25 protein-coding genes are annotated in these 26,041 nt (G+C 66.6%); 13 read left to right on the top strand and 12 right to left on the bottom strand.

Annotated elements, in window-relative coordinates; translation table 11 throughout:
- Window positions 1-18 precede the first annotated feature (18 nt).
- The gene (locus E4341_RS07100) at window positions 19-1,647 is read right to left on the bottom strand and encodes a long-chain-fatty-acid--CoA ligase (protein WP_165116185.1); all 1,629 of its coding nucleotides are present in this window, start codon (window positions 1,645-1,647) and stop codon (window positions 19-21) included.
- Window positions 1,648-1,805: 158 nt separating this feature from the next.
- Between E4341_RS07100 and udk the strand changes: the two genes are divergently transcribed.
- Window positions 1,806-2,453 (top strand): uridine kinase, encoded by a 648-nt coding sequence (gene udk, locus E4341_RS07095; RefSeq protein ID WP_165116183.1) that lies wholly within the window; start codon window positions 1,806-1,808, stop codon window positions 2,451-2,453.
- A gap of 58 nt (window positions 2,454-2,511) precedes the next feature.
- Entirely contained in the window at window positions 2,512-2,799 is a 288-nt protein-coding gene (locus tag E4341_RS07090) for a hypothetical protein (protein ID WP_165116181.1), read from the top strand.
- Between the two features lie 576 nt (window positions 2,800-3,375).
- Here the strand turns inward: E4341_RS07090 and E4341_RS07085 are convergent.
- Both E4341_RS07085 and thiS read right to left on the bottom strand, forming a co-directional pair.
- The gene (locus tag E4341_RS07085; RefSeq protein WP_039247919.1) at window positions 3,376-4,158 is read right to left on the bottom strand and encodes a HisA/HisF-related TIM barrel protein; all 783 of its coding nucleotides are present in this window, start codon (window positions 4,156-4,158) and stop codon (window positions 3,376-3,378) included.
- Between the two features lie 61 nt (window positions 4,159-4,219).
- Window positions 4,220-4,426, bottom strand: coding sequence for a sulfur carrier protein ThiS (gene thiS, locus E4341_RS07080; RefSeq protein WP_055755162.1), 207 nt, complete (start codon window positions 4,424-4,426; stop codon window positions 4,220-4,222).
- Between the two features lie 344 nt (window positions 4,427-4,770).
- On the opposite strand from thiS, the gene aroQ reads away from it, so the two are divergent.
- From aroQ to lepB, 5 genes are all read left to right on the top strand, one after another.
- Window positions 4,771-5,217: a type II 3-dehydroquinate dehydratase gene (gene aroQ / locus E4341_RS07075; protein WP_137721405.1), complete on the top strand. Its 447-nt coding sequence runs from the start codon at window positions 4,771-4,773 to the stop codon at window positions 5,215-5,217.
- A 47-nt stretch (window positions 5,218-5,264) separates the two neighbouring features.
- Window positions 5,265-5,756: an acetyl-CoA carboxylase biotin carboxyl carrier protein gene (accB, locus tag E4341_RS07070; protein ID WP_165116179.1), complete on the top strand. Its 492-nt coding sequence runs from the start codon at window positions 5,265-5,267 to the stop codon at window positions 5,754-5,756.
- Window positions 5,757-5,759: 3 nt separating this feature from the next.
- Window positions 5,760-7,112, top strand: a complete 1,353-nt coding sequence (gene accC / locus E4341_RS07065) for an acetyl-CoA carboxylase biotin carboxylase subunit (protein WP_055808513.1) — start codon at window positions 5,760-5,762, stop codon at window positions 7,110-7,112.
- A gap of 86 nt (window positions 7,113-7,198) precedes the next feature.
- Window positions 7,199-7,789 (top strand): leucyl/phenylalanyl-tRNA--protein transferase, encoded by a 591-nt coding sequence (gene aat, locus E4341_RS07060; RefSeq protein WP_240893637.1) that lies wholly within the window; start codon window positions 7,199-7,201, stop codon window positions 7,787-7,789.
- Window positions 7,790-7,867: 78 nt separating this feature from the next.
- The gene (lepB, locus tag E4341_RS07055; protein WP_165116177.1) at window positions 7,868-8,632 is read left to right on the top strand and encodes a signal peptidase I; all 765 of its coding nucleotides are present in this window, start codon (window positions 7,868-7,870) and stop codon (window positions 8,630-8,632) included.
- On the opposite strand, the gene E4341_RS07050 is transcribed toward lepB, so the two are convergent.
- The 3 genes from E4341_RS07050 to E4341_RS07040 are packed head-to-tail and all read right to left on the bottom strand — an operon-like array spanning window position 8,629 to window position 10,036.
- Window positions 8,629-8,967: an EF-hand domain-containing protein gene (locus E4341_RS07050; RefSeq protein WP_165116175.1), complete on the bottom strand. Its 339-nt coding sequence runs from the start codon at window positions 8,965-8,967 to the stop codon at window positions 8,629-8,631. The genes lepB and E4341_RS07050 overlap by 4 nt on opposite strands.
- A 26-nt stretch (window positions 8,968-8,993) precedes the next feature.
- Window positions 8,994-9,647 (bottom strand): DUF2155 domain-containing protein, encoded by a 654-nt coding sequence (locus tag E4341_RS07045; RefSeq protein WP_091747568.1) that lies wholly within the window; start codon window positions 9,645-9,647, stop codon window positions 8,994-8,996.
- Complete coding sequence (locus tag E4341_RS07040; protein ID WP_026108621.1) at window positions 9,644-10,036, bottom strand: NADH:ubiquinone oxidoreductase subunit NDUFA12; 393 nt, start codon at window positions 10,034-10,036, stop codon at window positions 9,644-9,646. The genes E4341_RS07045 and E4341_RS07040 overlap by 4 nt, the downstream gene beginning before the upstream one ends.
- Window positions 10,037-10,242: 206 nt before the next feature.
- Between E4341_RS07040 and E4341_RS07035 the strand changes: the two genes are divergently transcribed.
- The 3 genes from E4341_RS07035 to E4341_RS07025 all read left to right on the top strand — a co-directional run bounded on the left by E4341_RS07035 (window position 10,243) and on the right by E4341_RS07025 (window position 14,304).
- The gene (locus E4341_RS07035) at window positions 10,243-12,786 is read left to right on the top strand and encodes a TSCPD domain-containing protein (RefSeq protein WP_165116173.1); all 2,544 of its coding nucleotides are present in this window, start codon (window positions 10,243-10,245) and stop codon (window positions 12,784-12,786) included.
- A 57-nt stretch (window positions 12,787-12,843) separates the two neighbouring features.
- Complete coding sequence (locus E4341_RS07030; protein WP_165116171.1) at window positions 12,844-13,335, top strand: pentapeptide repeat-containing protein; 492 nt, start codon at window positions 12,844-12,846, stop codon at window positions 13,333-13,335.
- Window positions 13,336-13,416: 81 nt separating this feature from the next.
- Entirely contained in the window at window positions 13,417-14,304 is an 888-nt protein-coding gene (locus tag E4341_RS07025; RefSeq protein ID WP_055755153.1) for a pentapeptide repeat-containing protein, read from the top strand.
- Window positions 14,305-14,554: 250 nt separating this feature from the next.
- Here the strand turns inward: E4341_RS07025 and tuf are convergent, their stop codons facing one another.
- The 4 genes from tuf to rpsL form a co-directional block, all read right to left on the bottom strand.
- Window positions 14,555-15,745: an elongation factor Tu gene (gene tuf, locus E4341_RS07020; RefSeq protein WP_055753383.1), complete on the bottom strand. Its 1,191-nt coding sequence runs from the start codon at window positions 15,743-15,745 to the stop codon at window positions 14,555-14,557.
- A 109-nt stretch (window positions 15,746-15,854) separates the two neighbouring features.
- Complete coding sequence (gene fusA / locus E4341_RS07015; RefSeq protein ID WP_055754906.1) at window positions 15,855-17,933, bottom strand: elongation factor G; 2,079 nt, start codon at window positions 17,931-17,933, stop codon at window positions 15,855-15,857.
- Between the two features lie 145 nt (window positions 17,934-18,078).
- Window positions 18,079-18,552, bottom strand: coding sequence for a 30S ribosomal protein S7 (rpsG, locus tag E4341_RS07010; RefSeq protein WP_165116169.1), 474 nt, complete (start codon window positions 18,550-18,552; stop codon window positions 18,079-18,081).
- A gap of 81 nt (window positions 18,553-18,633) precedes the next feature.
- On the bottom strand, window positions 18,634-19,008 hold the full coding sequence (rpsL, locus tag E4341_RS07005) for a 30S ribosomal protein S12 (RefSeq protein ID WP_008260482.1): 375 nt from the start codon (window positions 19,006-19,008) through the stop codon (window positions 18,634-18,636).
- A gap of 394 nt (window positions 19,009-19,402) precedes the next feature.
- On the opposite strand from rpsL, the gene E4341_RS07000 reads away from it, so the two are divergent.
- The 3 genes from E4341_RS07000 (at window position 19,403) to E4341_RS06990 (ending at window position 21,566) form a co-directional block, all read left to right on the top strand.
- Window positions 19,403-19,999, top strand: coding sequence for a hypothetical protein (locus tag E4341_RS07000; protein ID WP_165116167.1), 597 nt, complete (start codon window positions 19,403-19,405; stop codon window positions 19,997-19,999).
- A gap of 347 nt (window positions 20,000-20,346) precedes the next feature.
- Complete coding sequence (locus tag E4341_RS06995; protein ID WP_165116165.1) at window positions 20,347-20,733, top strand: hypothetical protein; 387 nt, start codon at window positions 20,347-20,349, stop codon at window positions 20,731-20,733.
- A complete protein-coding gene (locus tag E4341_RS06990) occupies window positions 20,730-21,566 on the top strand; it encodes a hypothetical protein (RefSeq protein ID WP_165116163.1) in 837 nt (278 codons plus the stop codon). Before E4341_RS06995 ends, E4341_RS06990 begins: the two co-directional genes overlap by 4 nt.
- 2 nt (window positions 21,567-21,568) lie before the next feature.
- Here E4341_RS06990 and E4341_RS15665 read toward each other — a convergent pair whose 3' ends face one another.
- The gene (locus tag E4341_RS15665; protein WP_255353850.1) at window positions 21,569-21,700 is read right to left on the bottom strand and encodes a hypothetical protein; all 132 of its coding nucleotides are present in this window, start codon (window positions 21,698-21,700) and stop codon (window positions 21,569-21,571) included.
- Between the two features lie 122 nt (window positions 21,701-21,822).
- The gene (gene rpoC, locus E4341_RS06985) at window positions 21,823-26,019 is read right to left on the bottom strand and encodes a DNA-directed RNA polymerase subunit beta' (protein ID WP_055754901.1); all 4,197 of its coding nucleotides are present in this window, start codon (window positions 26,017-26,019) and stop codon (window positions 21,823-21,825) included.
- Window positions 26,020-26,041: the final 22 nt, after the last annotated feature.

The raw sequence follows: 26,041 nt of genomic DNA, 5'->3' as shown, positions 1-26,041 counted from the left end.
CAGGCTCCGGTTCTAGGGTTAGGCAGCGGTCGGCAGACGATAGTCCTTCATCCGGTCGCGCAGAAGCTTCTTGTCGATCTTGCCGGTCGCGCCCAGCGGGATGTCGTCCACGGCGACCACATCGTCGGGCATCCACCATTTGGCGATCTTGCCGGTCAGGAAGTCCAGATGCTCCTGCTTGTCCAGCGTCTCGTCGGGCTTGAGCTTCAGGATCAGCACGGGCCGCTCGTCCCATTTGGGGTGGGCCGCGCCGATGACGGCGGCGATCTCGACCTTGGGGTGGCCCACGGCGATGTTCTCGATTTCGATGGAGCTGATCCACTCGCCGCCAGACTTGATCACGTCCTTGGCGCGGTCGGTGATCTGCATGAAGCCCAGGTCGTCGACCGTGGCCACATCGCCGGTGTCGAAGAAGCCTTCGTCGTCCAGGATCGAGCCGTCTTCCTTGAAATAGGCGCGGCTGATCGTCGGGCCCTTGACCATCAGTCGCCCGAAGGTCACGCCGTCGTGCGGCAGTTCGGCGCCAGCCTCATCCTTCAGCTTCAGCTCGACGCCCAGCGGCGGCACGCCCTGCTTCAGGCGGTATTTCATCTGCTCGTCGTAGGAGAGCTTCAGGATTTCGGGCGGCAGGTTGGCGATCGTGCCGATGGGCGAGGTCTCGGTCATGCCCCAGGCGTGGGTGACCTCGACGCCAAAATCGTCCTGGAAGCCGCGGATCAGGCTTTCGGGGCAGGCCGAACCGCCGATCAGCACGCGTTTCAGGGTCGAGAAGCCAAGCCCGTTCTGTTTCATGTGGGCGAACAGACCCTGCCAGACGGTGGGCACGGCGGCCGAGAAGGTGACGCCCTCCTGTTCAATCAGTTCATAGATCGACTGACCGTCCATCTTGGCGCCCGGCATCACCAGCTTGGTGCCCGCGGCAGGGCCGGCGAAGGCGATGCCCCAGGCGTTGGCGTGGAACATCGGCACGACCGGCAGGATCACCTCCTTGGGCGTGGCGGCCATCACCGTGGCCTGAAGGCCCATGAAGGTGTGCAGGAAGTTGGAGCGGTGCGAATACAGCACCCCCTTGGGATTGCCCGTGGTGCCGGAGGTGTAGCAGAGGCCGCAGGCCGTCTGTTCGTCAAAGTCGCCCCAAACCACGTCGGTCGACTGACCGGCGATCGCGTCCTCATAGGCGACGGCCTTGGGCAGCTTCGTCTGCGGCATGTGGGCGGCGTCGGTCATGATGACGACGCGCTCGACGTGGGGGATATGCGGCAGGATGGCTTCCAGCAGCGGCACGAAGGTCAGGTCGACGAAGATGATCCGGTCTTCGGCGTGATTGATGATGTAGACGAGTTGTTCGGGGAACAGACGCGGGTTCAGGGTGTGGCACACCCCGCCGATGCCCATTATGCCGTACCAAGCCTCAATATGGTTGGCGGTGTTCCAGGCCAGGGTGGCGACGCGGTCGCCAGGCTGGACGCCCCAGTCCTTCAGCGCGCTGGACACGCGTTTCGCCCGCTCGTGGATCTGGGCGTAGGTCGTGCGGACGATGGGGCCCTCGACCGAGCGCGTCACCACCTCGCGCTCACCATGCCAGTTTTTGGCGTGGTCGATGATCTTGTCGACCGTCAGCGGCCAGTCCTGCATCAAGCCCAGCATGTCGTATCCTTGTCCCTTGGATGCGTCTGCTTTGATGCGACGCTTGAACCGACGCTAACATCGGTGATCAGCGATAAGCAACGTGACGTAGCGTCAGCCACGGCGCGGCGGATCGTCCCCCGTGGCGTTGGCGGCGCGACCGCTCTAGAAGGCCGCCCATGACCATATTGATCGCGATCACGGGGGGCTCCGGCTCCGGCAAAAGCACCCTGGCGGAGGCGTTGGTCTCGGCCCTGCCGGAAGGGTCGGCCGTGCTGGTGCGCGAGGACAGCTATTATAAGGACGCCGCCTCCCTGCCCGGCTTCGACGCCGCGACCTTCGACTTCGACGATGTGTCGGCGCGCGATCACGACCTGATGATCGCAGACCTGACGACATTAAAGGCCGGGCGCGCGGTGACGGCGCCGGTCTATTCCTTCATCCATCACGGCCGCGAGCCGGGCGGCGAGCCGATCCCGGCGGCCGAGGTGGTGATCGTCGAGGGTACGCATGTTCTGTGCACCCCCGACCTGACCGCCCTGTTCGACATCCGCGTCTTTGTGGACACGCCGGCCGACATCCGCTTCATCCGCCGCCTGCTGCGCGACCAGGCCGAGCGGGGCCGATCGGCGGATTCGGTCGTGGCGCAATATCTGGCGACGGTGCGTCCGGGTCACGAGCGCCTGACCGAACCGTCGCGCACCCACGCCGACTTCATCGTCGCCGACGCGACGGCGGCCGTCCGCCTGGAAGACCCCCAGGCCGTGGTGCGCCTGGCGGCCCCGGTCCTGGCCCATCCGTTGCTGCAGGCGCTGCTGGACGACTAGCGAAGACATCTCCGACCCGAAATTCGGCGGGGCGAAGCGCGACCGGCTCAGCGGGCGGATGACCATTCATCGCCCTGATGCGCGCCCGTTCGGCGGCCTCGGCCTGCTTCTCGACCAGGATGGCGTCCAGCCGGATGTATTCGAGTTCCAGCAGGGCGCGAAGACGGTCATCCTCGGCCTCTTCCTCGGGCGTCTGTCTGTAGGGCGGTGGGAGGCCGCGACCGGGTTTGGGACGGCGAGGTTTGGGACGGGCCATGCGGCTCTCCGGACACGGGTTATCGGCTTCGCGCGGTCGCAGCGAAGTCTGGAGGGCTGGGCGGAGCGCCGGGCCTTCGCCCGGAGTTGATTTGTAGTGTTACCGTTTCGACGAAGGATGGACGCTCCGCGCGGAAGGTTGGCCTGCAAGCTCGGGGCGCCGAGCGGTGGCGGTCTTATCGCCTAACCCCATAAGCCTGCGACGGGTCGGCGGTCCCTGCGAGGACCGTCCCGAGTGCGGCCGAGTATCCCCCTCGACCCTCCGACGGCGCTCCATGAGTCGCCGCCGACGCGGACCGTTTCAGACCCGCTCCCGTTCCATCCGCTCTCGCCGCAAGGTCGCAGGCCAAGCGAGCCCTCCATGCGACGAGACGGATGTATTATGGGCCCGTGTGACCCCTTGGATGGGAGACGGGGGACATAAATCGGCAAGTGGTTGAAATCGCAGCGGATGGACCAGCGTCATTGCCATGGCTGAGCATCGTCTCCTCCCCATGTCATGGGGAGGTGGCTCGAAGCGCAGCGGAGAGACGGAGGGGCTCTTCGCGCCTCGCAGGCGTATGTGGGACGTCAAGCGCCCCTCCACCGCGCCGCCTGTCCTCGGGCTCGCCTTCGGCGAGACCCGGGGGCGGTCCTCCTCCCCACGCGTGGGGAGGAGACGAGTGGGTCAGATCAAACCCGCCAGCGGCGACGACGGATCGGCATACATCCGCTTGGCCATCCGCCCAGCCAGATAGGCGTCGCGGCCGGCGATGACGGCGTGTTTCATGGCGCGGGCCATGCGGATGGGATCTTTCGCCCCGGCGATGGCGGTGTTCATCAGAACGGCGTCGCAGCCCAGTTCCATCGCACGGGTCGCGTCCGAAGCCGTGCCGACGCCCGCGTCGACCAAAACCGGCACCTTGGCCTGCTCGACGATGAGGCGAACATTGACCTCGTTCTGGATGCCCAGGCCCGAGCCGATCGGGGCGGCGGCGGGCATGATGGCGGCGGCCCCGGCGTCTTCCAGCCGCTTGGCCATCACGACGTCGTCGGTGCAATAGACCATGACGTCGAAGCCGTCCTTGATCAGCAAATCCAGCGCCCGCAGGGTCTCGATCATGTCGGGATACAGATGGGCGGTGTTGGACAGCACCTCCAGCTTGACCAGGCTCCAGCCGCCGGCTTCGCGCGCCAGACGCAAGGTGCGCACCGCATCCTCGCCCGTGAAACAGCCGGCGGTGTTGGGCAGGAAGGTGAAGCGATCCGGCTTCACATAATCGACCAGCATCGGCTGGGTCGGGTCGGACAGGTTCACCCGGCGCACGGCCACGGTGACGATCTCGGCCCCGGCCGCCTCGGCTGCGGCGGCGTTCTGGGCGTAGTCGGCGTACTTGCCGGTGCCCACGATTAGGCGCGAGTTGAAGGTGCGGCCGGCGACGGACCAGGTTTCGTTGGCTGTATCGGTCATAGGTGCTGACCTAGGCCTCTCCGGCGCGCGGGGGAACCCGTCGTAGCCGGATTTGATCTGATCAGCCGCCACCGACGAACTGGACCAGTTCGATGCGGTCGCCTGCGGCCACCGGCGTGGCGGCGTGAAGGGACTTGGGCACGATCTCGAGATTGCGTTCGACGGCGACCTTGCGCGGGTCCAGCGACAGCTCCTCGACCAGGGCCAGGATGGTGGCGGCCTGGACTTGGCGCGGCTCGCCGTTGAGATGGATTTGGTGCACGCGCATTCTCCCTGACCTTCGCCTCTCCGACCGTCGCGCGTCAGATAGACGGTGACAGGCCAGTTCGCCAGACTGTGCGCTCAGCCCGCCTCGAACAGGAAGGCGCCGACCGCGACGGCCAGGGCCGCGAAGGTCGCCACCACGGTTCTCAGGATCAGTTTGCCGTCCTGGCGCATCCTCGGCGCTCCCACAGGCCGTCCCGACCAGGGACGATGGCGGCCGGCGCTGCGAATTCCACGCCATCCCATGTAACGTCGGGGAAGGTTCGACGCCGCGAGCGTTTGACCCACGCCCTGCGTCCGCTAAAAGGCCCCTCTTGCGCCGCGCTGCGCCGGATCGATTCTGGAACCATGGCCGAAACGCCCGTCATTCATGTGCTGAACGGCCCCAATCTGAACCTGCTGGGGGTTCGGGAGCCGGACATCTATGGCCGCGACACCCTGGCGGACATCGAGCAGCGCTGCGTCCGGGCGGCCGGCAAGGCGCAGATCGTGTTTCGCCAGACCAACCATGAAGGGGTGCTGGTCGATTGGATCCAGGAGGCGCGCGAGGGCGCCGACGCCTTGATCCTCAATCCGGCGGCCTATGGGCATACGTCGGTGGCGCTGCACGATGCGTTGAAGACGCTGTCGATACCGGTGATCGAGCTGCATCTGTCCAATCCGGCGGCGCGCGAGGCGTTTCGCCACCACTCCTATGTGTCCTCCGCGGCGACCGGCGTCATCGCCGGCTTCGGCGCGGCGGGCTATGAACTGGCCGTCCAGGCGGCCCTCACCCAGGTTCGGGAACGCGGCTGAGCCCCGTCCCGTTTATCAAAGACCACGAAAGACAAGGCGCAACTCCAATGGCCGATGACAAGAAACACGCCGAAATCGACGCCGCCCTGGTTCGCCAGCTGGCCGAGATCCTGAACGAGACCGATCTGACGGAAGTCGAGGTTGAGCGCGGCGAACTGCGCATCCGCGTGGCGCGCGAAGTCACCATCAACGCCGCCCCGGTTCAGTACGCCGCCGCCCCCGCCCCGGTCGCCGCTGCGCCCGCCGCCGCTGCTGCGCCGGCCGCCATGCCGTCGGACCCCGCCACCATCGTCGCCCGCGCCGGCGAAGAGGTGAAATCGCCGATGGTCGGCACCGCCTATCTGCAGGCCTCGCCGGAGGCCCCGGCCTTCGTCCAGCCCGGCGACAAGGTCAAGAAGGGTCAGACCCTGCTGATCGTCGAAGCCATGAAGACGATGAACCCGATCCAGGCCCCGCGCGACGGCGTTGTGGCCGAAATCTTGGTCGGCGACGCCCAGCCGGTCGAGTTCGGCGAACCCCTCGTCCTGCTGGAAGCCTAAGCCGTGTTCACCAAGGTCCTGATCGCCAACCGCGGCGAGATCGCGCTGCGCATCCACCGGGCGTGCAAGGAGATGGGCATCTCCACCGTCGCCGTGCACTCGGAAGCCGACCGCGGCGCCATGTGGGTGCGGCTGGCCGACGAGAGCGTCTGCATCGGCCCCGCCTCGGCCGCAAAGTCGTATCTGAACATCCCCTCGATCATCGCGGCGGCCGAGATCACCGGCGCCCAGGCGATCCACCCTGGCTATGGCTTCCTGTCCGAAAACGCCCGCTTCGCCGAGATCGTCGAGGCCCATGGCATGACCTTCATCGGCCCCAAGCCCGAGCATATCCGGGTGATGGGCGACAAGATCAGCGCCAAACAGACGGTCAAGGACGCCGGCATCCCCGTCGTCCCCGGCTCGGATGGCGAAGTCGAGACCGTCGAGGCCGCGATCGAGGCGTCCAAGTCCATCGGCTTCCCTTTGATTGTAAAGGCGGCGGCGGGCGGCGGCGGACGCGGCATGAAGGTCGCCCTGACACCTGATGATCTGGTCGAAGCGGTCCAGACCGCCCAGTCGGAGGCCAAGGCCGCCTTCGGAAACGGCGCCGTCTATATGGAGCGCTACCTCCAGAAGCCGCGCCACATCGAGATCCAGGTCATCGCCGACAGCCACGGCAATGTCGTCCACCTGGGCGAACGCGACTGCTCGCTGCAACGCCGTCACCAGAAGGTGCTGGAAGAGGCCCCCTCGCCCGCCCTGTCGGCCGAGGGTCGCAAGCAGATCGGCGAGACGGTCAACAAGGCCATCGCCGCCATCGGCTATCTGGGCGTCGGCACCATCGAGTTCCTGTGGGAGGACGGCGAGTTCTTCTTCATCGAGATGAACACCCGCCTGCAGGTCGAACATCCGGTTACGGAAATGATCACCGGCGTCGACCTGGTGCGTGAACAGGTGCGCATCGCCGCCGGTCTGCCGCTGTCGTTCACCCAGGACGATATCGAGTTCAAGGGCCACGCGATCGAGGTGCGGATCAACGCAGAGAACCCGGAGACCTTCACGCCGTCGCCGGGCAAGATCACCGACTTCCACGCACCGGGCGGCCTGGGCGTGCGCCTGGATAGCGCCATCTACGCCGGCTATTCGATCCCGCCCTATTACGACAGCCTGATCGGCAAGCTGATCGTGCACGGTCGCGACCGCGAAGAGGCCATCGCCCGTCTGAAGCGTTCGCTGAACGAGGTCGTCATCGGCGGCGTCGACACGACCATCCCCCTGTTTCAGAAGCTGCTGGCCGAGCCTGACATCCTGTCGGGCGACTACGACATCCACTGGCTGGAGAAATGGGCGGCCCGTCAGAAGGGTGACGCCTGACCGACCCCGATTTCAGCGCCAGCGGGCCTTTCGGCGGTTTCGGCCCCGAGGACCTGCTGGCCTGTTACGCCCGGGGCGTGTTTCCGATGGCCGAGGCGCGCGATGATCCGCGCGTCTTCATTATCGAGCCGGAACAGCGCGGCGTCATTCCGCTGGACGCCTTCCACATCCCCAGCCGCCTACGCCGCACCGTGCGGGGCGAGCCGTTCGAGGTGCGGGTCGATACCGCCTTCGAAGCGGTGCTGGACGGCTGTGCGGCGGCGCAAGGACCGGATCGCGAAGACACCTGGATCAACGGCCCGATCCGGCGGCTGTACGCCGCCCTGTTCGCCATGGGTTTCGTCCATTCCATCGAGTGCTGGCGTGACGAGCGGCTGGTGGGCGGCCTTTACGGCGTGTCGCTGGGCGGGGCCTTCTTCGGCGAGAGCATGTTCAGTCGCGAACGGGATGCGTCCAAGGTCGCTCTGGTGCATCTGGTCGCGCGCCTGCGAAAGGGCGGCTGGGACCTGCTGGACGCGCAGTTCTTGACCGACCATCTCAGCCAGTTCGGTGCGGTTGAAACGCCGCAAGCGACCTATCTGGAGCGGCTTCAGCCCGCGCTGTCGGTCAGGCCGGACCAAGGCGCGTTGCTCGCACCCCTGACCGGCGCAGAAGCGGTCGCCTTAGCCAGCGCCTAGTCTGTCCGGACACGATTTGGGGCCTGTCCCGACAGGTTCGCATTAGCGTCTTCGGCCGGCCTGACGATCAATGGCGGCATGACCCAGACCCCGCTCAAAGCCCCGCCCCGTCCGTCCCTTCTTCGCGAGGTGCGAGAGATCGCCCTGACGCTGCTCTTCGCCATCATCCTGGCGCTCGCGATCCGCATCGTCCTGTTCCAGCCCTTCACCATCCCCTCGTCGTCGATGGAGCCGGGGCTGGTGACCGGCGACTATATCGTCGTGTCGAAATATCCCTATGGCTGGAGCACGGCGTCTCTTCCGTTCAATCCGGCGATGTCGCCGGGACGGCTGTTCGGGGGCGAGCCGAGACGCGGCGACGTGGTCGTGTTCCGCCTGCCGCGCGACCCCGGCGAGGCCTGGATCAAGCGCGTCGTCGGCCTTCCGGGCGACACGGTTCAGGTGCGGGGCGGCGTTGTGTTCGTCAATGGCGACCCGGTGCGACAGACCCGGCTGGATGTCGTCGCCGATCACGATGCGCCGCAGCGACGGGTCCAGCAGGTGCGCGAGACCTTAGCCGACGGACGATCCTACGTCACATACGACGGCGGGCCGGACCTGCCGGGCGACGACACGCCTGTGCGCCGAGTGCCGGCGGGCTGCTATCTGATGATGGGCGACAATCGCGACAACTCGCTGGACAGCCGCTGGCCGCCCGAGATCGGCGTCGGCCTGCTGCCGGCCGAGAACATCATCGGCCGGGCCGAGGTGGTGCTGGCCTCATGGAAACCGGGCGCCAGCCTGTTCAAACCGTGGACGTGGCTGAACCTTCAGCGGGACCGGTTCCTGGTCCGCATCCGCTAACGCGCCCGGTACTCATCGAAGCTGACGACGCCGTCGTGATTGCGGTCCAGCCGGTCGAAATCGGCGCGGGTGGGCGACGACTGGGCCAGGGAGGGCGCGGCGACGGCGCCCAGCGCCAGGCCCGCGACGGCGGCGGCCAGCAGGGGTCGCCAGCCCAGGCGAAGCTGAGGACGCGTGGACGACGTCGCGTTCAACTCGGCGTCTATGAAGCGGCGGATGGCGTCGCTGGCCGTCCGGCCCTCGTCACGGCACCGGGCCATGAAGGCGGTCTTGGTCGCGTGAGGCAGTCGGATTTCGACCGTTTCGGTCTTCTTGGGCGGCTTGTTGTGATGCATGGCGCGCCTCCTCGCGGCGTCAAAGCTCAGTTCTTACAGCCGACGACCCAGGCGTCGTAATAAGGGTTCTGGACCCCGCTGACGGCAGGCGACGAGGCGAACATCCAGCCGCGGAAGATCTGGCGGCCCTCCTGCCGGCCGCGCGGCTGAAGCGAGACGTCCATATAGGCGATGGCGTCCTCGGTCAGTTCGTCCGGCGTCGTCACCTCGCACGCGCGGGCCGCGAAGATCAGATTCTGGTTGAAGCGCACGGGACGACCGCCGACCTCCACCTCGAACTTCATCGTCTCGGCGGTGACCTTGTCGATGGCCTGGATGATCGCGAATTTGCGACGCTGGCGACGCGCCGGCGTGGCGGGCTGGTCGATGGCCTTGGTCGCGACGGGCTTCTCGGCCGCGACCTCCTCCTCGGCCTTTTCCTCGACGGCGGCGTCCTCGGCGATGACGACGTTGGGCGGCGGGGCCACGGCGACCGGAGAGCGTGGAGCCGGTGCGCCCGCGGGCGGCGTTTCGGTCGGCACAGACGGCTGGGCCGGCGTCGTGCGCAGAATGTCGCCGATCGGATCCTGGACCGGACGCGCATCGCGCGGCGCGTCCTGAAGCACGCTGGCGGTCACTGCGCCCGCGCTCAGCACGGCCGCGACGGACGCCGCGCCCAACAGGATGCGGCGGATTTTCACTCGGGCGTCCAGGCCTGATAGTCGCCGGTCGCAGCCGGGCGCTTGGCGTCGCCGGCCAGCGAGCCGGGCGGACGCCAGGCCAGGGGCGTGCCGGTCAGATTGGGCAGATGCTCCTTCTCCCAGGCGCGACGCGGCAGCGGCTGCTCGGTCGGCGGCAGGTCGAAGGTGTAGTGCAGCCAGCCGTGCCAGTCGGGCGTCACCTTGGACGCCTCGGCATAGCCGTCATAGATGACCCAGCGACGCTTGCGGCCGTCGTAGCTGACGTTGTCGCGGCTCTCGTAATAGCGATTGCCGTTCTCGTCCTGGCCGACGAAGCGACCGCGCTTGGCGATGGTGAACCGGGTGCCGATCGTGGCGCCCTCCCACCAGCCGAAAATCTTGCTCAACACGTCGTGGAATCCAACCGTAAGGGGTCGCCGGAAAGGGAGGCGGCGTCTGGTGCGGATCATAGAAACCCGCGCCCTCTTCGTCCAGCGTTCAAGCGCCGGGCTGTGAATCGATATCTTGTGGGCAACCCCGCCCGGCGACACCAGATATATTGGCTAAGCCGCGTGCGCATCCTAGGCTCGGCCGAACCTTTCGGAGAGACGCCGCCATGCGCTTTCAATCCGGCTTCGCCGCTCGCGCCGAACGAGTCGCGATGGAGACCCGCGCCATCGAGCGCCCATCCGGCGTGCAACAGGTCCTGGCCCCCGCCGGCTGGTCCGACGTCCGGATCGAGGCCTGGCTGGACTGGGTCGAGGCGGAGGGGTTCGCAACGCCCCTGTCCGGCGACTGGCTGAACGGCGACGTCGACGCCTGGGCCGAGCGGCTGGCGGCGACGGGTGTAACCGAGGGCGTGTTCGACCGGGCTGAGGCCGCCGCGTTCGTCGGCGAGTTGTCGGGCGCCTTCAGGCTGGGCCTGGCGGCGCCGGCGGCGTCTGGACCTACGGCCATCGGCGTCGTTGATCTGAACGATCCCGGCGCGACGGCGCGACTGAAGGCGCACACGGGCCGGCGCGCGGCCGTGCGTCTGGGGGCCCAGGCGGCCGACGCCCTGGCCGAGGCGCTGGCGGGCGTGGCCGATGCGGTCGATCGCTGCGAAGGCCCACGCGGTGACTGCGGCGATCCTTCGCGCAATCCGGCCCTGGGCCGGGCGGCGGCCCTGGCGCGGCGGTGCGGCGCCAGCGACGCCGATATCCTGAGAGCCATCGACGGTGAACGACCCGCGATGGCCTTGGAGCCGATAGTCGAAGGCGCGCCTCTGGTCGCCTTGGCGGACCGAACCCAGATCGCGGCGGGCGCGCCCGAAGCCCTCTTGGCGGCCGAGGTGGCGCTCGATGGCGGCCTGGTCGTCGCCTTCGATCCGCGCGATGCGGAGGCCGCGACGGCGCAGACCGCGCGGGCTTTGATCGATCTAAGCGCCGTCCTGGCGCTGGACGGAGACGCGGCGGATGATCTGGCGGATCTGACCCGCCTGCTGACCGTGGCGCTGGACCTTCAGTCCGCGCGGCCCGGTCCCATCGCGCTGGGACTGGATGGCCTGCTGGACGCGCTGGCGGCTGACGACGACCGCACGTCTCAGGCGCAGACGCTCGCGGGCCTGGTCGCGGCGACGGCGGCGATGACCTCGGCCGAACTGGCGAGCCTGCGCGGCCCCTGCCCCGACTGGGAAGACCTGGAGAAGCCGCGTCGCCATTCGGCCATCAGCCTGTTCGTCGACGATGCGGAGGCGCGGCTGCGGCTGGGCCTGGGCCGCGTCGCGGCGGTCGATGTGTTCCAGACGGCGGACGGCGAGATCGGTCGCCGCCTGCACCCCGCGCTTGCCTCGGCCATCTCTGCCGCCGGCGGCGATGTCCAGGCGGCGGAGCGGTGGACGTTCGGTCGCCGCACCCTGGTCGAGGCGCCGGGCATCGACCATACAGCCTTGCGCGCCCTGGGCTTCACCGACATCGAACTGGCCGCCATCGAGACCGCCCTGGGCTGGGCCGAGGATTTCGACACGGTCTTCGCCGCCCCCGTCCTGGACCCCGGTTTCATCCGCGACGTCCTGGGCGTGGAAGACGGCGATGGTCTGCTGCTGACCCTGCTGGGCGTGTCGGAAGAGGCGGAGACGGCGGCGGCGCGCTGGGTCTTCGGATATGGCGATCTGCGCGACTGGCCTGAGGCGCCGGCGTCCGTCGCCGCCCTGCTGGCCGATCCGGCGGCGGCGGCGGCCGACCTGCGGCGCGCCGTCGAGCCGTTCAGCGACATGCCGGACCTCGCGATCGAACCGATGGACTGGCGCACGACCTCCACCCAGGCCGCGCGACTGCTGAGCCAGGGCGCGCTGGACGGTCATCGCGCCATTCGTCTGTCCCGCACCACACCGCCCGCCGGCCCGCTGCTGTCCCTACCGTCGCTCGACACCGCCCGCCCCGAGCTTGGCCGCCCCGCGCCTGCCCGCGAAGCGCCTCGCCCGGCTCCGCCGGAACGTGTCGTCAAACGCGTGGTCGAGCGCGAACGCGCGCGCCGCAAACTGCCCGACCGCCGCAAGGGCTACATCCAAAAGGCCGCCGTCGGGGGCCATAAGGTCTATATCCACACCGGCGAGTACGAAGACGGCGAGCTCGGCGAAATCTTCATCGACATGCACAAGGAAGGCGCCGCCTTCCGCAGCCTGATGAACAACTTCGCCATCGCCATCTCGATCGGCCTGCAATACGGCGTGCCGCTGGACGAGTTCGTGGACGCCTTCGTCTTCACCCGGTTCGAGCCGGCCGGCCGCGTCACCGGCAACGACTCCATCAAGTCGGCGACCTCCATCCTGGACTACATCTTCCGCGAACTGGGCGTCTCCTATCTGGAACGCGCTGAACTGGCCAACGCCGAGACGGAGGCGCAGAACCCCGACGATCTGGGCGACGGAAAGCCCGACGCCCATACAGCCGTGCCCGCCGCCCGCTTCATCTCCAAGGGATTCGCGCGCGGTTCCGCGCCCGACAATCTGGTCGTCCTGCCCTTTGGCAAGAAAGGCGATCCAGAGGCTCGCGCCGCCGCCAACAGCGAGGCCGTCGCCTGCCCCGCCTGCGGCGATTTCAGCCTGCAGCAACGCGGCGCGGCCTGGGTGTGCGACACCTGCGGGGCGGCCCCAGCGCTGAAAGGCGGCGATCAGGGCTAGGTTAAGGGTTATGGCCTAGGGTTTGCTGACAGACGATCGAACGTCGGAGCCCGGTCCATGAAACGCACACTTTCCCTCGGCCTGATCGCCGCCCTGCTGGCTGTCGCTGCGCCTGCGCTGTCCCAGAACGCGGGTCAGATCGCCAGTGTGCGGCGCGGCGCCTCCTGCGCCGGTTGCAATCTTTTTCAGGGCGACTTTTCGGGGCTGGAGGCGCGGGGCCTGAACCTGGCCGGCTCACGCCTGCGTCAGGCGGACCTGAGCCTCAGCGTCATGAACCGCACGCGATTTTCCAACACCGACATGCGTGACGTCGAAGCCTATGGCGGCGTTTTCTCGGGCTCGAACTTCTCGCGCGCCAACCTGACCAACGCCAGTTTCGTCGGTGCCTATCTGGAGGGCGCTAGCTTCGCCGGCGCGACCCTGTCGGGGACCAATCTGTCGGGCGCCCAGCTGGCGCGAGCCACCGGCCTGACCCAGGGCCAGCTGAACCAAGCGTGCGGCGACGGCTCCACCGTCCTGCCGCGCGGTCTTCGCATTCCGGCCTGCTGAGCGGCGCCGACCTTGCCTCGATTTCATGAAGTTACCTCGATTTAAGTAGGTGCGGCGGGGGTTTCGAGGCATTCAGAGTGCGTGAAACAGATCGCTGAACATATCCGGGTCCGCCCCACATTGGCTCTGCTGACGCTGGGACTGGCGCTCGCCGCCTCCCCCGCCTTCGCCGGGGTCGAGATGTCGATGCAGGACCGCGACGTGGCCCGTTCGGTGTCGCTGGGCGGATCGTGCAATCGCTGCGAACTGTCCGGCCGCAATCTGTCAGGCGCCACTTTCACCGGCGCCAGCTTCATGAACGCCACCCTGGTCGGCGCCAATCTGCGCGGCGCCGAGATGATGGGCTCCAACTTCACCGGAAGTGATTTCAGCCGGGCCAACATGGGCGGGGTCGAGATCGTCGGCGCCAACTTCACCTCCGCCAACTTCACCGGGGCGCAGATCAATGGGGCCGAGGCGCAAGGATCGTCCTTCGTTCGCGCCAACCTGACCCGCGCCAACCTTTCGGGCAGCGAGATGCACGGGGTCAACTTCACCGGCGCCACCCTGGCCGGAACCAACTTCTCCAACTCGGAACTGTTCGGCGCCACACTGGCCAATGTCCGGGCGTCGGGCGCCAACTTCGCCAGCGCTGAGGTCACGGCCTCGAACCTTTCGGGCGGCGATTTCTCCAACGCGGACTTTTCGAACGCCAGCCTGGATGGGGCGCGATTGACCGGCGGCAGCTTCTCGCGCGCCGACTTCTCCAACGCCTCGCTACGTCGGACCGACATTCGCGGCGCCGACCTGTCTGGCGCGCGAGGCCTGACGCAGGACCAGATCAGCGAGGCCTGCGGCGACGGCTCGACCCGCCTGCCCGGCCGCCTTTCGCCCCAGGCCTGCCGCAGCAGTTCTATCCGCATCGTCCGCGCAGCCCCCACGCCCCCGGTCCCGCCTCGCGTGCGCAACTTGGTTAACGCCGAAAACTAGGCCGTCCGCCCCGAACTCGTCCCTTCGGGACCGCCCGCATCTCAGGCCTGACCCGCACCCCAAAGACCAGAGGCCTTGGCCTGCGGCGCAACCCGATGAAACTCGGACCTCCTACGGGCGCCTCTGGCGATCTGCGGGTAGCCCAAAGCAAAACGGCCCCCGGATTGCTCCGGGGGCCGTTCTGTTACGCTACTCTATCTTTCGGCCTATGCGCGCCTCGCGGAGGCGCGCGACTTGAGGCCGGGTCGTCTTACTCGACGATCTTGGCCACGACGCCGGCGCCGACGGTGCGGCCGCCTTCACGGATGGCGAAGCGCAGGCCTTGGTCCATCGCGATCGGGGTGATCAGCTCGACGTTCAGCTCGGCGTTGTCGCCCGGCATGATCATCTCGACGCCTTCCTTCAGGTGAACGATGCCGGTCACGTCCGTCGTGCGGAAGTAGAACTGCGGGCGATAGTTCGTGAAGAACGGGGTGTGACGACCGCCTTCTTCCTTGGTCAGGATGTAGGCTTCGGCCAGGAACTTGGTGTGCGGGGTGATGGAGCCCGGCTTGCACAGCACTTGGCCGCGCTCGACGTCTTCACGCTTCGTACCGCGCAGCAGCACGCCGACGTTGTCGCCCGCCTGACCTTGGTCCAGCAGCTTGCGGAACATTTCCACGCCCGTGCAGGTCGTCTTCTGGACCGGACGGATGCCGACGATCTCGACTTCCTCACCGACCTTGACGATGCCCTTCTCGACGCGGCCCGTGACCACGGTGCCGCGGCCCGAGATCGAGAACACGTCTTCGACCGGCATCAGGAACGGCAGGTCGACCGGACGCTCCGGCTGCGGGATGTAGGCGTCGACGGTTTCCATCAGGGCCAGAACGCGCTGTTCGCCGATTTCCGGGTTCACGCCGTCGGTCGCGGCCTTGGCCGAACCCTTGGTGATCGGAATGTCGTCGCCGGGGAACTGGTACGAGCTCAGCAGCTCGCGCACTTCCATCTCGACCAGCTCGAGCAGTTCTTCGTCGTCGACCAGGTCGACCTTGTTCATGAAGACCACCAGGGCCGGCACGCCGACCTGACGCGCCAGCAGGATGTGCTCGCGGGTCTGCGGCATCGGGCCGTCAGCGGCCGACACCACCAGGATCGCGCCGTCCATCTGCGCGGCGCCGGTGATCATGTTCTTCACATAGTCGGCGTGGCCGGGGCAGTCGACGTGGGCGTAGTGACGGTTGGCCGTCTCATATTCCACGTGCGCGGTGTTGATCGTGATGCCGCGCGCCTTCTCTTCCGGGGCAGCGTCGATGTCGGCGTAGTTCATCGCCTTCGCGCCGCCAGCCTTCGCCAGCGTCATCGTGATCGCTGCCGTCAACGTCGTCTTGCCGTGGTCAACGTGACCAATCGTGCCGATGTTGCAGTGCGGCTTCGTCCGTTCGAACTTTTCCTTGGCCATTTTCTAGCTCCTAAGGTCCCCGAACCGGGGTTCCTGCAGTTTGGGGGTTAAGGACGCCCGGTCCTTACGGTCCGGGCGCATATAGGCGGGCTTTCCGAAAAGGGAAAGCTTAGGCGTACTTCTTGATTACTTCGTCGGCGACGTGTTGCGGCACCGGCTCGTAGTGGTCGTATTGCATGGTGAACTGAGCGCGGCCCTGCGACATGCCGCGCAGCGTGTTCACATAGCCGAACATGTTGGCCAGCGGCACGAAGGCGTTCACGACGGTGGCGTTGCCGCGCATGTCCTGACCCTGGATCATGCCGCGACGGCCGTTCAGGTCGCCGATGACCGAGCCGAGGTATTCCTCGGGGGTCACGACTTCCACTGCCATGATCGGCTCGAGCAGCTTGGGCGAACCCTTTTCCTTCAGTTCGCGGAAGGCGGCGCGCGACGCGATTTCGAACGCCAGCACGCTGGAGTCTACGTCGTGGTACTTGCCGTCCGTCAGCGTCGCCTTGAAGTCGATCAGCGGGAAGCCGGCCAGCAGACCGTTATCCTTGGCCGAGTTCAGGCCTTTTTCGACGCCGGGGATGTATTCCTTCGGCACCGCGCCGCCGACGATCGAGTTCTCGAACACGAAGCCCGAGCCCGGCTCGCCGGGTTCGAAGGTGATCATGACGCGGGCGAACTGGCCCGTACCGCCGGTCTGCTTCTTGTGCGTGTAGTCGATGTCGACCTTGCGGCCCAGCGATTCACGATAGGCGACCTGCGGCGCGCCGATGTTGGCCTCGACCTTGTAGGTGCGCTTCAGGATGTCGATCTTGATGTCCAGGTGCAGCTCGCCCATGCCCTTCAGGATCGTCTGGCCCGACTCGTGGTCGGTCGAGACGGTGAAGGAGGGATCTTCCGAGGCCAGCTTGGCCAGGGCGACGCCCAGCTTCTCCTGGTCGCCCTTGGTCTTGGGCTCGACCGAGATCTCGATGACCGGCGCCGGGAACTCCATCTTCTCCAGGATGACGGGCGACTTGATCGGGTCGCACAGGGTGTCTCCCGTGCGGGTTTCCTTCAGACCGGCCAGGGCGACGATGTCGCCGGCGTAGGCTTCCTTGACGTCTTCACGATTGTTGGAGTGCATCTGCAGCATCCGGCCGACGCGCTCTTTCTTGTCGCGGCTGGAGTTCAGCAGCGACTGACCGGTTTCCATCTTGCCCGAGTACAGGCGGCAGAAGGTCAGCGAGCCGACGAAGGGGTCGTCCATGATCTTGAAGGCCAGGACCGACAGGGGCTCTTCGTCCGAAGCCTTACGCACGACTGGCTCTTCGGTCTTGAAGTCGATGCCCGGGGTCGGCGGGATGTCCAGCGGCGACGGCAGGTAGTCGACGACGGCGTCCAGCAGCGTCTGCACGCCCTTGTTCTTGAAGGCCGAGCCGCACAGGATCGGATAGAAGGCGCCGGTCAGAACGGCCTTACGGATGCACTTCTTGATGGTGGCTTCGTCGGGCTCGTTGCCCTCGAGGTAGGCTTCCATCGCCTCGTCGTCCAGCTCGACGGCGTTGTCGATCAGGTACTGACGCGCGGCGATCGCCTTGTCCATCAGGTCGTCGGGGATCGGCACGTCCTTGTAGGAGGCGCCCAGGCCGTCGTTGTCCCAGACCACGCCGGTCATGCGGACCAGGTCGACCAGACCCGACAGCGAGGATTCAGCGCCGATCGGGAACTGGATCGGCACGGCCTTGGCGCCCAGACGGTCGCGGATCGACTCGACCGAGGCGTCGAAGTCGGCGCCGATCTTGTCCATCTTGTTGACGTAGACGATGCGCGGCACCTTGTACTTGTCGGCCTGGCGCCAGACGGTTTCCGTCTGCGGCTCGACGCCGGCGTTGCCGTCCAGCACGGTCACGGCGCCGTCGAGGACGCGCAGCGAACGTTCGACCTCAATGGTGAAGTCCACGTGGCCGGGGGTGTCGATGATGTTCAGGCGCTTGCCCTGCCAGAAGGCGGTCGTCGCGGCGGACGTGATGGTGATGCCGCGCTCCTGCTCCTGGTCCATCCAGTCCATGGTCGCAGCGCCGTCGTGGACTTCGCCGATCTTGTGGGATTTACCGGTGTAATACAGGATCCGCTCGGTCGTCGTCGTCTTGCCCGCGTCGATGTGGGCCATGATGCCGAAGTTGCGGTAGTCCTCGAGCTTGTGAGTGCGGGCCATGAAAGCGTGCCTTGAAAATTTCAGGACGCTCAGGTGCGCCCTCGGAAGGATGTCGGTGTTCGGATAAGCGAGCGCGGGCGATTTAACTTAAACCGCCCGCGCCGGAAACCCTTAGATAGTCAGCGCAGATGACGCTTTGAAGGCGTTACCAGCGATAGTGGCTGAAGGCGCGGTTGGCTTCGGCCATCTTGTGGGTGTCTTCACGCTTCTTGACCGCGGTGCCGCGGTTGTTCGAGGCGTCCAGCAGTTCGGCGGCCAGCTTCTCGGTCATGGTGTTCTCGCCACGCTTGCGCGCAGCGTTCACCAGCCAGCGGATGGCCAGGGCGCGGCGACGGTCCGGACGGACTTCGACGGGCACCTGATAGGTGGCGCCGCCGACGCGACGCGAGCGCACTTCGACCGACGGGGAGACGTTGTCCAGGGCGGCGTGGAAGGTCACGACCGGTTCCTGGTCCTTCTTCTTCTCGGCCAGGATGTCGAAGGCGCCGTACACGATGTTCTCGGCGACGGCCTTCTTACCTTCGTACATGACGTAGTTCATGAACTTGGTGACGATCAGGTCCCCGAACTTGGGATCCGGCAGAACTTCACGTTTCTGGGCGCGGTGACGACGCGACATGGGGTATTCCTTGCAGTGCCCGACCAACGCCGGGAAGATCTCGAAAAGGCCTCCGGGCGCAACGGCCCGGAGAAGAATGGCTTACTTCGGACGCTTGGCGCCGTAGTGCGAACGACGCTGCTTACGGTCCTTGACGCCTTGGGTATCCAGAACGCCGCGCAGGATGTGGTAGCGAACGCCGGGCAAGTCCTTCACGCGGCCGCCGCGGATCAGAACAACCGAGTGTTCTTGCAGGTTGTGGCCTTCGCCGGGGATGTAGCACACGGCTTCGTAGCCGTTCTTGGCCAGACGGACCTTGGCGACCTTACGCAGAGCCGAGTTCGGCTTCTTCGGGGTCGTGGTGTAAACGCGGGTGCAGACGCCGCGACGCTGGGGCGAACCCTCCAGAGCCGGCACCTTGTTGCGGGTGGGCTTGGGCTTGCGCGGCTTGCGGATCAGCTGGTTGATCGTAGGCATTCGAAACTCGTCTCGACTTCTGATGGAGGCGTGTGTCTTTCGACCGAAGCGCCTCTCGCCTTCTTGTGAACGGGGGACCATCCCCTCGCCCGGGTGTCATCGAGACTGAGGGCGCGACCACCCAAACAGAAAAACCGGAACGCGCGCTTTGGGCGTTCCGGCGGGCGCAGCCCGTCCGTTGGATTGTCACGATCTCAGCGACCGGCGAACCGGCCACGCCTCGAAAGTGGGCGGCTTCTACGCCCGATGGGCGCGAAGGTCAAGGCGGAGGCGTTAACACTCCAGAATGCAGCTGCTTCGATGAAGCCTAGCGGTCTTCAATAGAGCGACCTTTCGCCTGAAACCCGCCACGCTTCGCGCTCAGCTTGACGACACGACCAACCGGGGATGGGTCATGGCGGGGCTGGCCAGAACAGGGGCGATTGCGCTCTCGCTTGCGGTGAACGCAGGCCTGCTGACGCTGCTCGCGTCGGAGGACCGCCGCCCGGCGCCGCGTCGGGTTTCGGGACACTCGCCTCTCTACATCCAGATGGAACCCGTGATCATAGGGGCCAAGGCCCGCAAGGCGCCGGCGTCCGCGCCGCAAGCGCAGGACCAGCGCCGGGCGCCGGTCCATTCGCGCGATTCGAAGACTGGGGGATCGGAGCCGACCATGACGCCGACATCGGATCGTCCGGCCACGCCCGCCTATGACCCGCGCTGGACAGTCCGACCAAGCCACTTACCCGACGCCGCCTGGCCGACGGGGAACGCGGCGCGCAATGGTGGATCGGATTGCCGCCCCGAAACCGCACGGTCCACGCAAGACCGGCACGCGTGCCGTGCGCTGGCGAGCGCGGCTGGTGAAACAGCGCCGCCGATGGTGCGCTCCGGCGATGAGGAAAGGACGGCAGCCTTCGCCAAGGAAGCCGCCGTCAAGAAACGCTGGCGCGACTACCGCGAGGGCGACGGCGCCTACCCCGGGCTGCGGTCCCTGTTCGGCATGAACTGACGATGGCTGCCGCTGACATCGGACCTGGGGCGATGACGCCGACAAAGGCGCCCCGCCGTCTTGGTTGGCGCAAGGCGGGGTTTGCGGCCGCCGCCGTCGGGCTGAATGCAGGCGCCGTCGCGCTTCTATCCATGACGGATCCGGGGCTGCGCGCGCGTTCGCTGCGGCCTGCGACGATGATCGTCTATCTTGAGGACGCCTGGCCGTCCTTGGTCCGCGCGCCAAGAGCTCCGCTCGTCACGTCCTCTGAGGCCGCGACCCGACGCGCGCAGGCGTCACAAGAAGATGCGCCGAACAGAGGTGATCCGGCGACGTCGGCGCCCCCGTCCCCGCCCCCGCCGTCGTCCATGAGCCAGGCGAACGCGGACGACGGGATCGACGACCGCTGGCGGGTCGGCGGCGCTCTTGCGGGGCCGAGATTGTCTTCCCTTTCGTGCAACGCCCCGCACCGCCTCGCGCCCGACGACCGCCGCCGCTGCGAGGAGCGCTGGAACGGCGGCGAAGCCGCCCCTGTCATCCGGGGAACGGGGAACGCAGAGCGCGACGCCGCCTTCGCGCGACAGGGGGCGCGTCGTCTGGCGGCCTGGGAAGCGCAGCGCGCCGATCCGCCACGCGGCTATCCTCAGTGCGTAACCCCACATCCGATGGCAGGATGCGAGGGCGTGAACATTCAGGTCGATCTCTTCTCCTCGCGAGATGGCTTCCTGCCCAATCTCAGAAAGCGTCGCGAATGACCGCCGCCTCCGCGCCCTCCCCTCGCCTCTGGTCGCGACGAAACCGCCCGGACTGGCGCAAGGTCGCCTTGGCCACAGCCTCGGTCGTCATCAACGCAGGGCTGATCGCCATCCTGTCCCTCACCGCGCTGGGGATTGACGCTCCGCCAACCGCGCCCGATTTAAGTCCGCTCTACATCGACATCAGCCCGCGACCTCTGCTGCCAAACGAGCGGCCCCGCCCCGCGATGCAGACGCCCGAGCCAGTCACCATGTCCGCATCGCGTGACGCCGGCAGCATCGACGTCGCTCCCACAGACAGGGTCGCGTCCGCAACGGACAGTCGCCCTGCCCCCATCCGTCCCCGCATCGCTGCGGCCGCGCCTGAGGGCCCTCCCGCTCCACAGGGTGCCTGGACGGTCAATCCGAACGATCGCGCCGGCGCCATGTCCCGTGTCCTGCGGCAGGGCTTGATCGGCTGCACCACGCCGCAGCAGCTCAACGCCGCCGAGCGCGCCCATTGCCGCGAGGACGCCATGCGACGCGGAATGAACGCCGCTCCGGTCACCGGCACGGGCAACCCCGAACGTGACGCCGCCTTTGCGCGCGAAGGCGCGCGGCGTCTGGCCGAATGGGAGGCGCGGCGTCGTCCTCTGTCCGGCGGGGTCGGCGTGGTGGGTCCGGCGGACTGCGTCGGCTCGAACTTCGGCACAGGCTGCGCCGGCGCGCAGTTGAATCCCTCGCTGGCGCCCGACTCGACCCGCAACGTCCAGACCCGACGCGACGGCCACCGGGCCGGCGGCGCACCGATCACGCCAGGTGCTTCAGCCCCGATAGAGCGGTGGAAAGATTGAGGTCAGTGATCCTGGCAATAGGCGTCATGCATGGCCGCGCCGAGATTGAGCATCATCGTCTTGGCTTCAACGACGACGAAGAGCGACAAAATCACGGCCGTTAGGCCCCACAACACCTTGTCAGCTTTCGTCATGGCGGCCCTCTACACAACCTTGGCTCAGTTCACCGCAATCCGAGCACGCGTCAAGTCATAGAAAAAGGGCGACGCCGTCGTCGGCGCCGCCCCCTTCATGTCATCGGTTTTGAAACGAAAGATCAGCTCTCGCTGCTCTCCAGCTCCAGTTGCAGATCGGCCGGCAGCGGCTCGATCGCCTCTTCCAGAGCCGAGGTCAGTTCTGCATCCCGCTCGTTGGCGATCTTCTGCAGGCTGCGCAGGTAGGCGCCGGTGCCGGCCGGGATCAGGCGGCCGACGATGACGTTTTCCTTCAGGCCTTCCAGCATGTCCTTCTTGCCGTGGACCGAGGCGTCGGTGAGGACGCGGGTGGTCTCCTGGAAGGATGCCGCCGAGATGAAGCTGCGGGTTTGCAGCGACGCCTTGGTGATGCCCAACAGGACGGGCTGGGTGGTGGCCAGGCGGCCGCCACGCTTCTCGACCTTGGCGTTTTCCAGAACGGCTTCGGCGACTTCGACAGTGTCGCCGCGGATCAGGGTGGTTTCACCCGAATCCAGCACTTCCACCTTCTGCAGCATCTGACGCACGATGACTTCGATGTGCTTGTCGTTGATCGGCACGCCCTGCAGTCGATAGACCTCCTGCACTTCGTTCACCAGATACTCGGCCAGCGCCTCGACGCCCTGGATGCGCAGCAGATCGTGCGGATCCGGGTTGCCGTCGATGATGTAGTCGCCCTTCTGGATCAGATCGCCGTCGTGGACGGAGATGTGCTTGCCCTTCGGGATCAGGAACTCGACCGGTTCGCCCTGCACGCCGTCGGCGTTGGGCTCGGGCGTGATCTTGATGCGACGCTTGTTCTTGTAGTCGCGGCCGAATTCGACGCGGCCATCCATCTCGGCGATGACCGCGCAGTCCTTCGGACGGCGAGCTTCGAACAGTTCGGCGACGCGCGGCAGACCGCCGGTGATGTCGCGGGTCTTGGCGCCTTCGGTCGGAACGCGAGCGATGATCTCGCCCGGCTTGACCTCGTCGCCGTTCGACACGGACAGAACAGCGCCCACGGGCAGCAGATAGCGGGCGTCCGAACCGGACGACAGCTTGGCGTAGGCGTCGCCCAGGGTGACGCCCATGGCCGGACGCAGGTCCGAACCGCGCGGGCTGGCGCGCCAGTCGCTGACGACGCGCTGGGCGATGCCCGTCGCTTCGTCGGTTTCTTCCTTGACCGACAGGCCTTCGACCAGGTCCTCGAAGCGCACGACGCCGCCGACTTCCGTCAGGATCGGGGTGGTGTAGGGGTCCCACTCCGCCAGGCGCTGGTTCTTCTTGACCTCGTCGCCGTCCTTGACGCGGATTCGGGCGCCGTAAGGAGCCTTGTGCGTCTCGCGGTCCTTGCCGTCCACGACCACGGTCACGATGACGTTGCGGCTCATGGCCACCAGGTCGCCGTGGGCCGCGACGACGGTCGGGCCGGTGACCTTGGCCGTACCGGCGTTGGTCGCCTCCATGAAGGAGGTTTCTGCCACCTGAGCCGTACCGCCGATGTGGAAGGTCCGCATCGTCAGCTGGGTGCCCGGCTCGCCGATCGACTGGGCGGCGATGACGCCGACCGCTTCGCCGATGTTGACGTTGGTGCCGCGCGCCAGGTCACGGCCGTAGCAGTGGGCGCAGATCCCGGCTTCGGCCTCGCAGGTCAGGGCCGAACGGACCTTGACCGACTGGACGCCCGCGGCCTCGACGGCCTCGGCGACTTCTTCCACCAGATAGGTGTCGGCGGGGAACAGGACGGTATCGGTGCCCGGCTCCTTGATGTCCTCGGCCGCATAGCGACCCAGGATGCGCTGACCCAGCGAGACCAGCACGTCGCCGCCTTCCATTACCGCACGCAGGGTGATGCCGCGCGTCGAGCCGCAATCCTGCTCGGTGACGATGGAGTCCTGCGCCACGTCCACCAGACGGCGGGTCAGGTAACCCGAGTTGGCGGTCTTCAGCGCGGTGTCGGCCAGACCCTTACGGGCGCCGTGGGTGGAGTTGAAGTATTCAAGGACGGTCAGGCCTTCCTTGAAGTTCGAGGTGATCGGCGTCTCGATGATCTCGCCGGACGGCTTGGCCATCAGGCCGCGCATGCCGCCCAGTTGCTTCATCTGGGCCTGCGAACCACGGGCGCCGGAGTTGGCCATCATGAAGACGGAGTTGATGTCGGGGTTTTCACCCTCGATCAGCACGCGCGGTTGCGCGATCTCGCCCATCATGGCGTCGGCGATCCGGTCCGTGGCCTTGGACCAGGCGTCGACCACCTTGTTGTATTTCTCTCCGCGCGTGATCAGGCCGTCGGCGTACTGTTGCTCGTACTCCTCGACTTGGGTGCGGGTCTCGGCGACCAGCTCGACCTTCTTGGCCGGGATCACGATGTCGTCCTTGCCGAACGAAATGCCGGCCTTGGCGGCTTCGCGGAAGCCCAGGCCCATCATCTGGTCAGCGAAGATGACCGTCGCCTTCTGACCGCAGTGGCGATAGACCACGTCAATCAGATTGCCGATTTCCTTCTTGGTCAGGTTCTTCTCGAGCAGGCGGTAGCCGACGTTCGGGTTGCGCGGCAGCAGAGCCGCCAGCTTCATTCGGCCCGGCGTGGTGTCGATGACCTTGGTCACCTCATTGCCTTCGGCGTCCTGTTCCGTCCAGCGCGCCTTGATGCGCGTGTGCAGGGTGACGACCTTGGCGTCCAGCGCCGCGTCGATCTCGCCGATGTTGGCGAACAGCTTGCCTTCACCCGGCTCGCCGTCCTTGACCAGCGACAGATAGTACAGGCCCAGGACGATGTCCTGCGACGGCACGATGATCGGCTTGCCGTTGGCGGGCGACAGGATGTTGTTGGTCGACATCATCAGGACGCGCGCTTCCAGCTGGGCCTCGAGGCTCAGCGGGACGTGAACGGCCATCTGGTCGCCGTCGAAGTCGGCGTTGAAGGCGGTGCAGACCAGCGGGTGCAGGCGGATGGCCTTGCCCTCGATCAGCTTGGGCTCGAACGCCTGGATGCCCAGGCGGTGAAGCGTCGGCGCGCGGTTCAGCAGAACCGGGTGCTCGCGGATGACCTCGTCCAGGATGTCCCAGACGGCGGGCTGCTCGCGCTCGACCATGCGCTTGGATTGCTTGACGGTGCCCGACAGGCCCTTGGCGTCCAGGCGCGCATAGATGAACGGCTTGAACAGCTCCAGCGCCATCTTCTTGGGCAGGCCGCACTCGTGCAGCTTCAGTTCCGGACCCACGGTGATGACCGAACGGCCCGAATAGTCGACGCGCTTGCCCAGCAGGTTTTGACGGAAGCGACCCTGCTTGCCCTTCAGCATGTCGGCCAGCGACTTCAGCGGACGCTTGTTGGCGCCCGTGATCACGCGGCCGCGACGGCCGTTGTCGAACAGGGCGTCGACGGACTCCTGCAGCATCCGCTTTTCGTTACGGATGATGATGTCCGGCGCGCGCAGTTCCATCAGGCGCTTCAGGCGGTTGTTGCGGTTGATGACGCGGCGATACAGGTCGTTCAGGTCGGAGGTCGCGAAACGACCGCCGTCCAGCGGCACCAGCGGACGCAGTTCCGGCGGGATGACCGGCACGATCGTCAGGATCATCCACTCGGGCTTGTTGCCCGATTCCAGGAAGGCCTCGATCAGCTTCAGGCGCTTGGACGCCTTCTTGGCCTTCATTTCCGAGGGGTTGTCGGCCAGCTCGGCGCGGTGCTTTTCAGCTTCCGCGTTCAGGTCGATGCCCATCAGCAGGTTGCGGACGGCCTCGGCGCCGATCTCGGCGGTGAAGCCGTCATCGCCGAACTCTTCTTGGTAGCGATAGAACTCATCTTCCGTCAGCAGTTGGTTCTGCTTCAGCGGGGTTAGGCCCGGCTCGGTGACGATGTAGTTCTCGAAGTATAGGACGCGCTCGACGTCCTTCAGCGCCATGTCCAGCATCAGCGAGATGCGGCTGGGCAGCGACTTCAGGAACCAGATGTGGGCGACCGGCGCAGCCAGGTCGATGTGACCCATGCGCTCGCGGCGAACGCGGGCCAGGGTGACTTCGACGCCGCACTTCTCGCAGATGATGCCCTTGTACTTCATGCGCTTGTACTTGCCGCACAGGCATTCGTAGTCCTTGGTCGGGCCAAAGATACGCGCGCAGAACAGGCCGTCACGCTCGGGCTTGAACGTACGGTAGTTGATGGTTTCCGGCTTCTTGATCTCGCCGAACGACCACGAACGGATCTTCTCGGGCGAGGCCAGGGCGATCTTGATCTGGTCGAAGGTCGGGGTGACCGGGACCGGGTTGAAGATGTTCAGGACTTCCTGGTTCATCTTGATTCCTTCTGCGGGGCTG

This window comes from Brevundimonas sp. 'scallop' (assembly GCF_011045535.1).
Lineage (GTDB): Bacteria > Pseudomonadota > Alphaproteobacteria > Caulobacterales > Caulobacteraceae > Brevundimonas > Brevundimonas vesicularis.
This window is presented reverse-complemented; position numbering and strand designations above follow the sequence as displayed.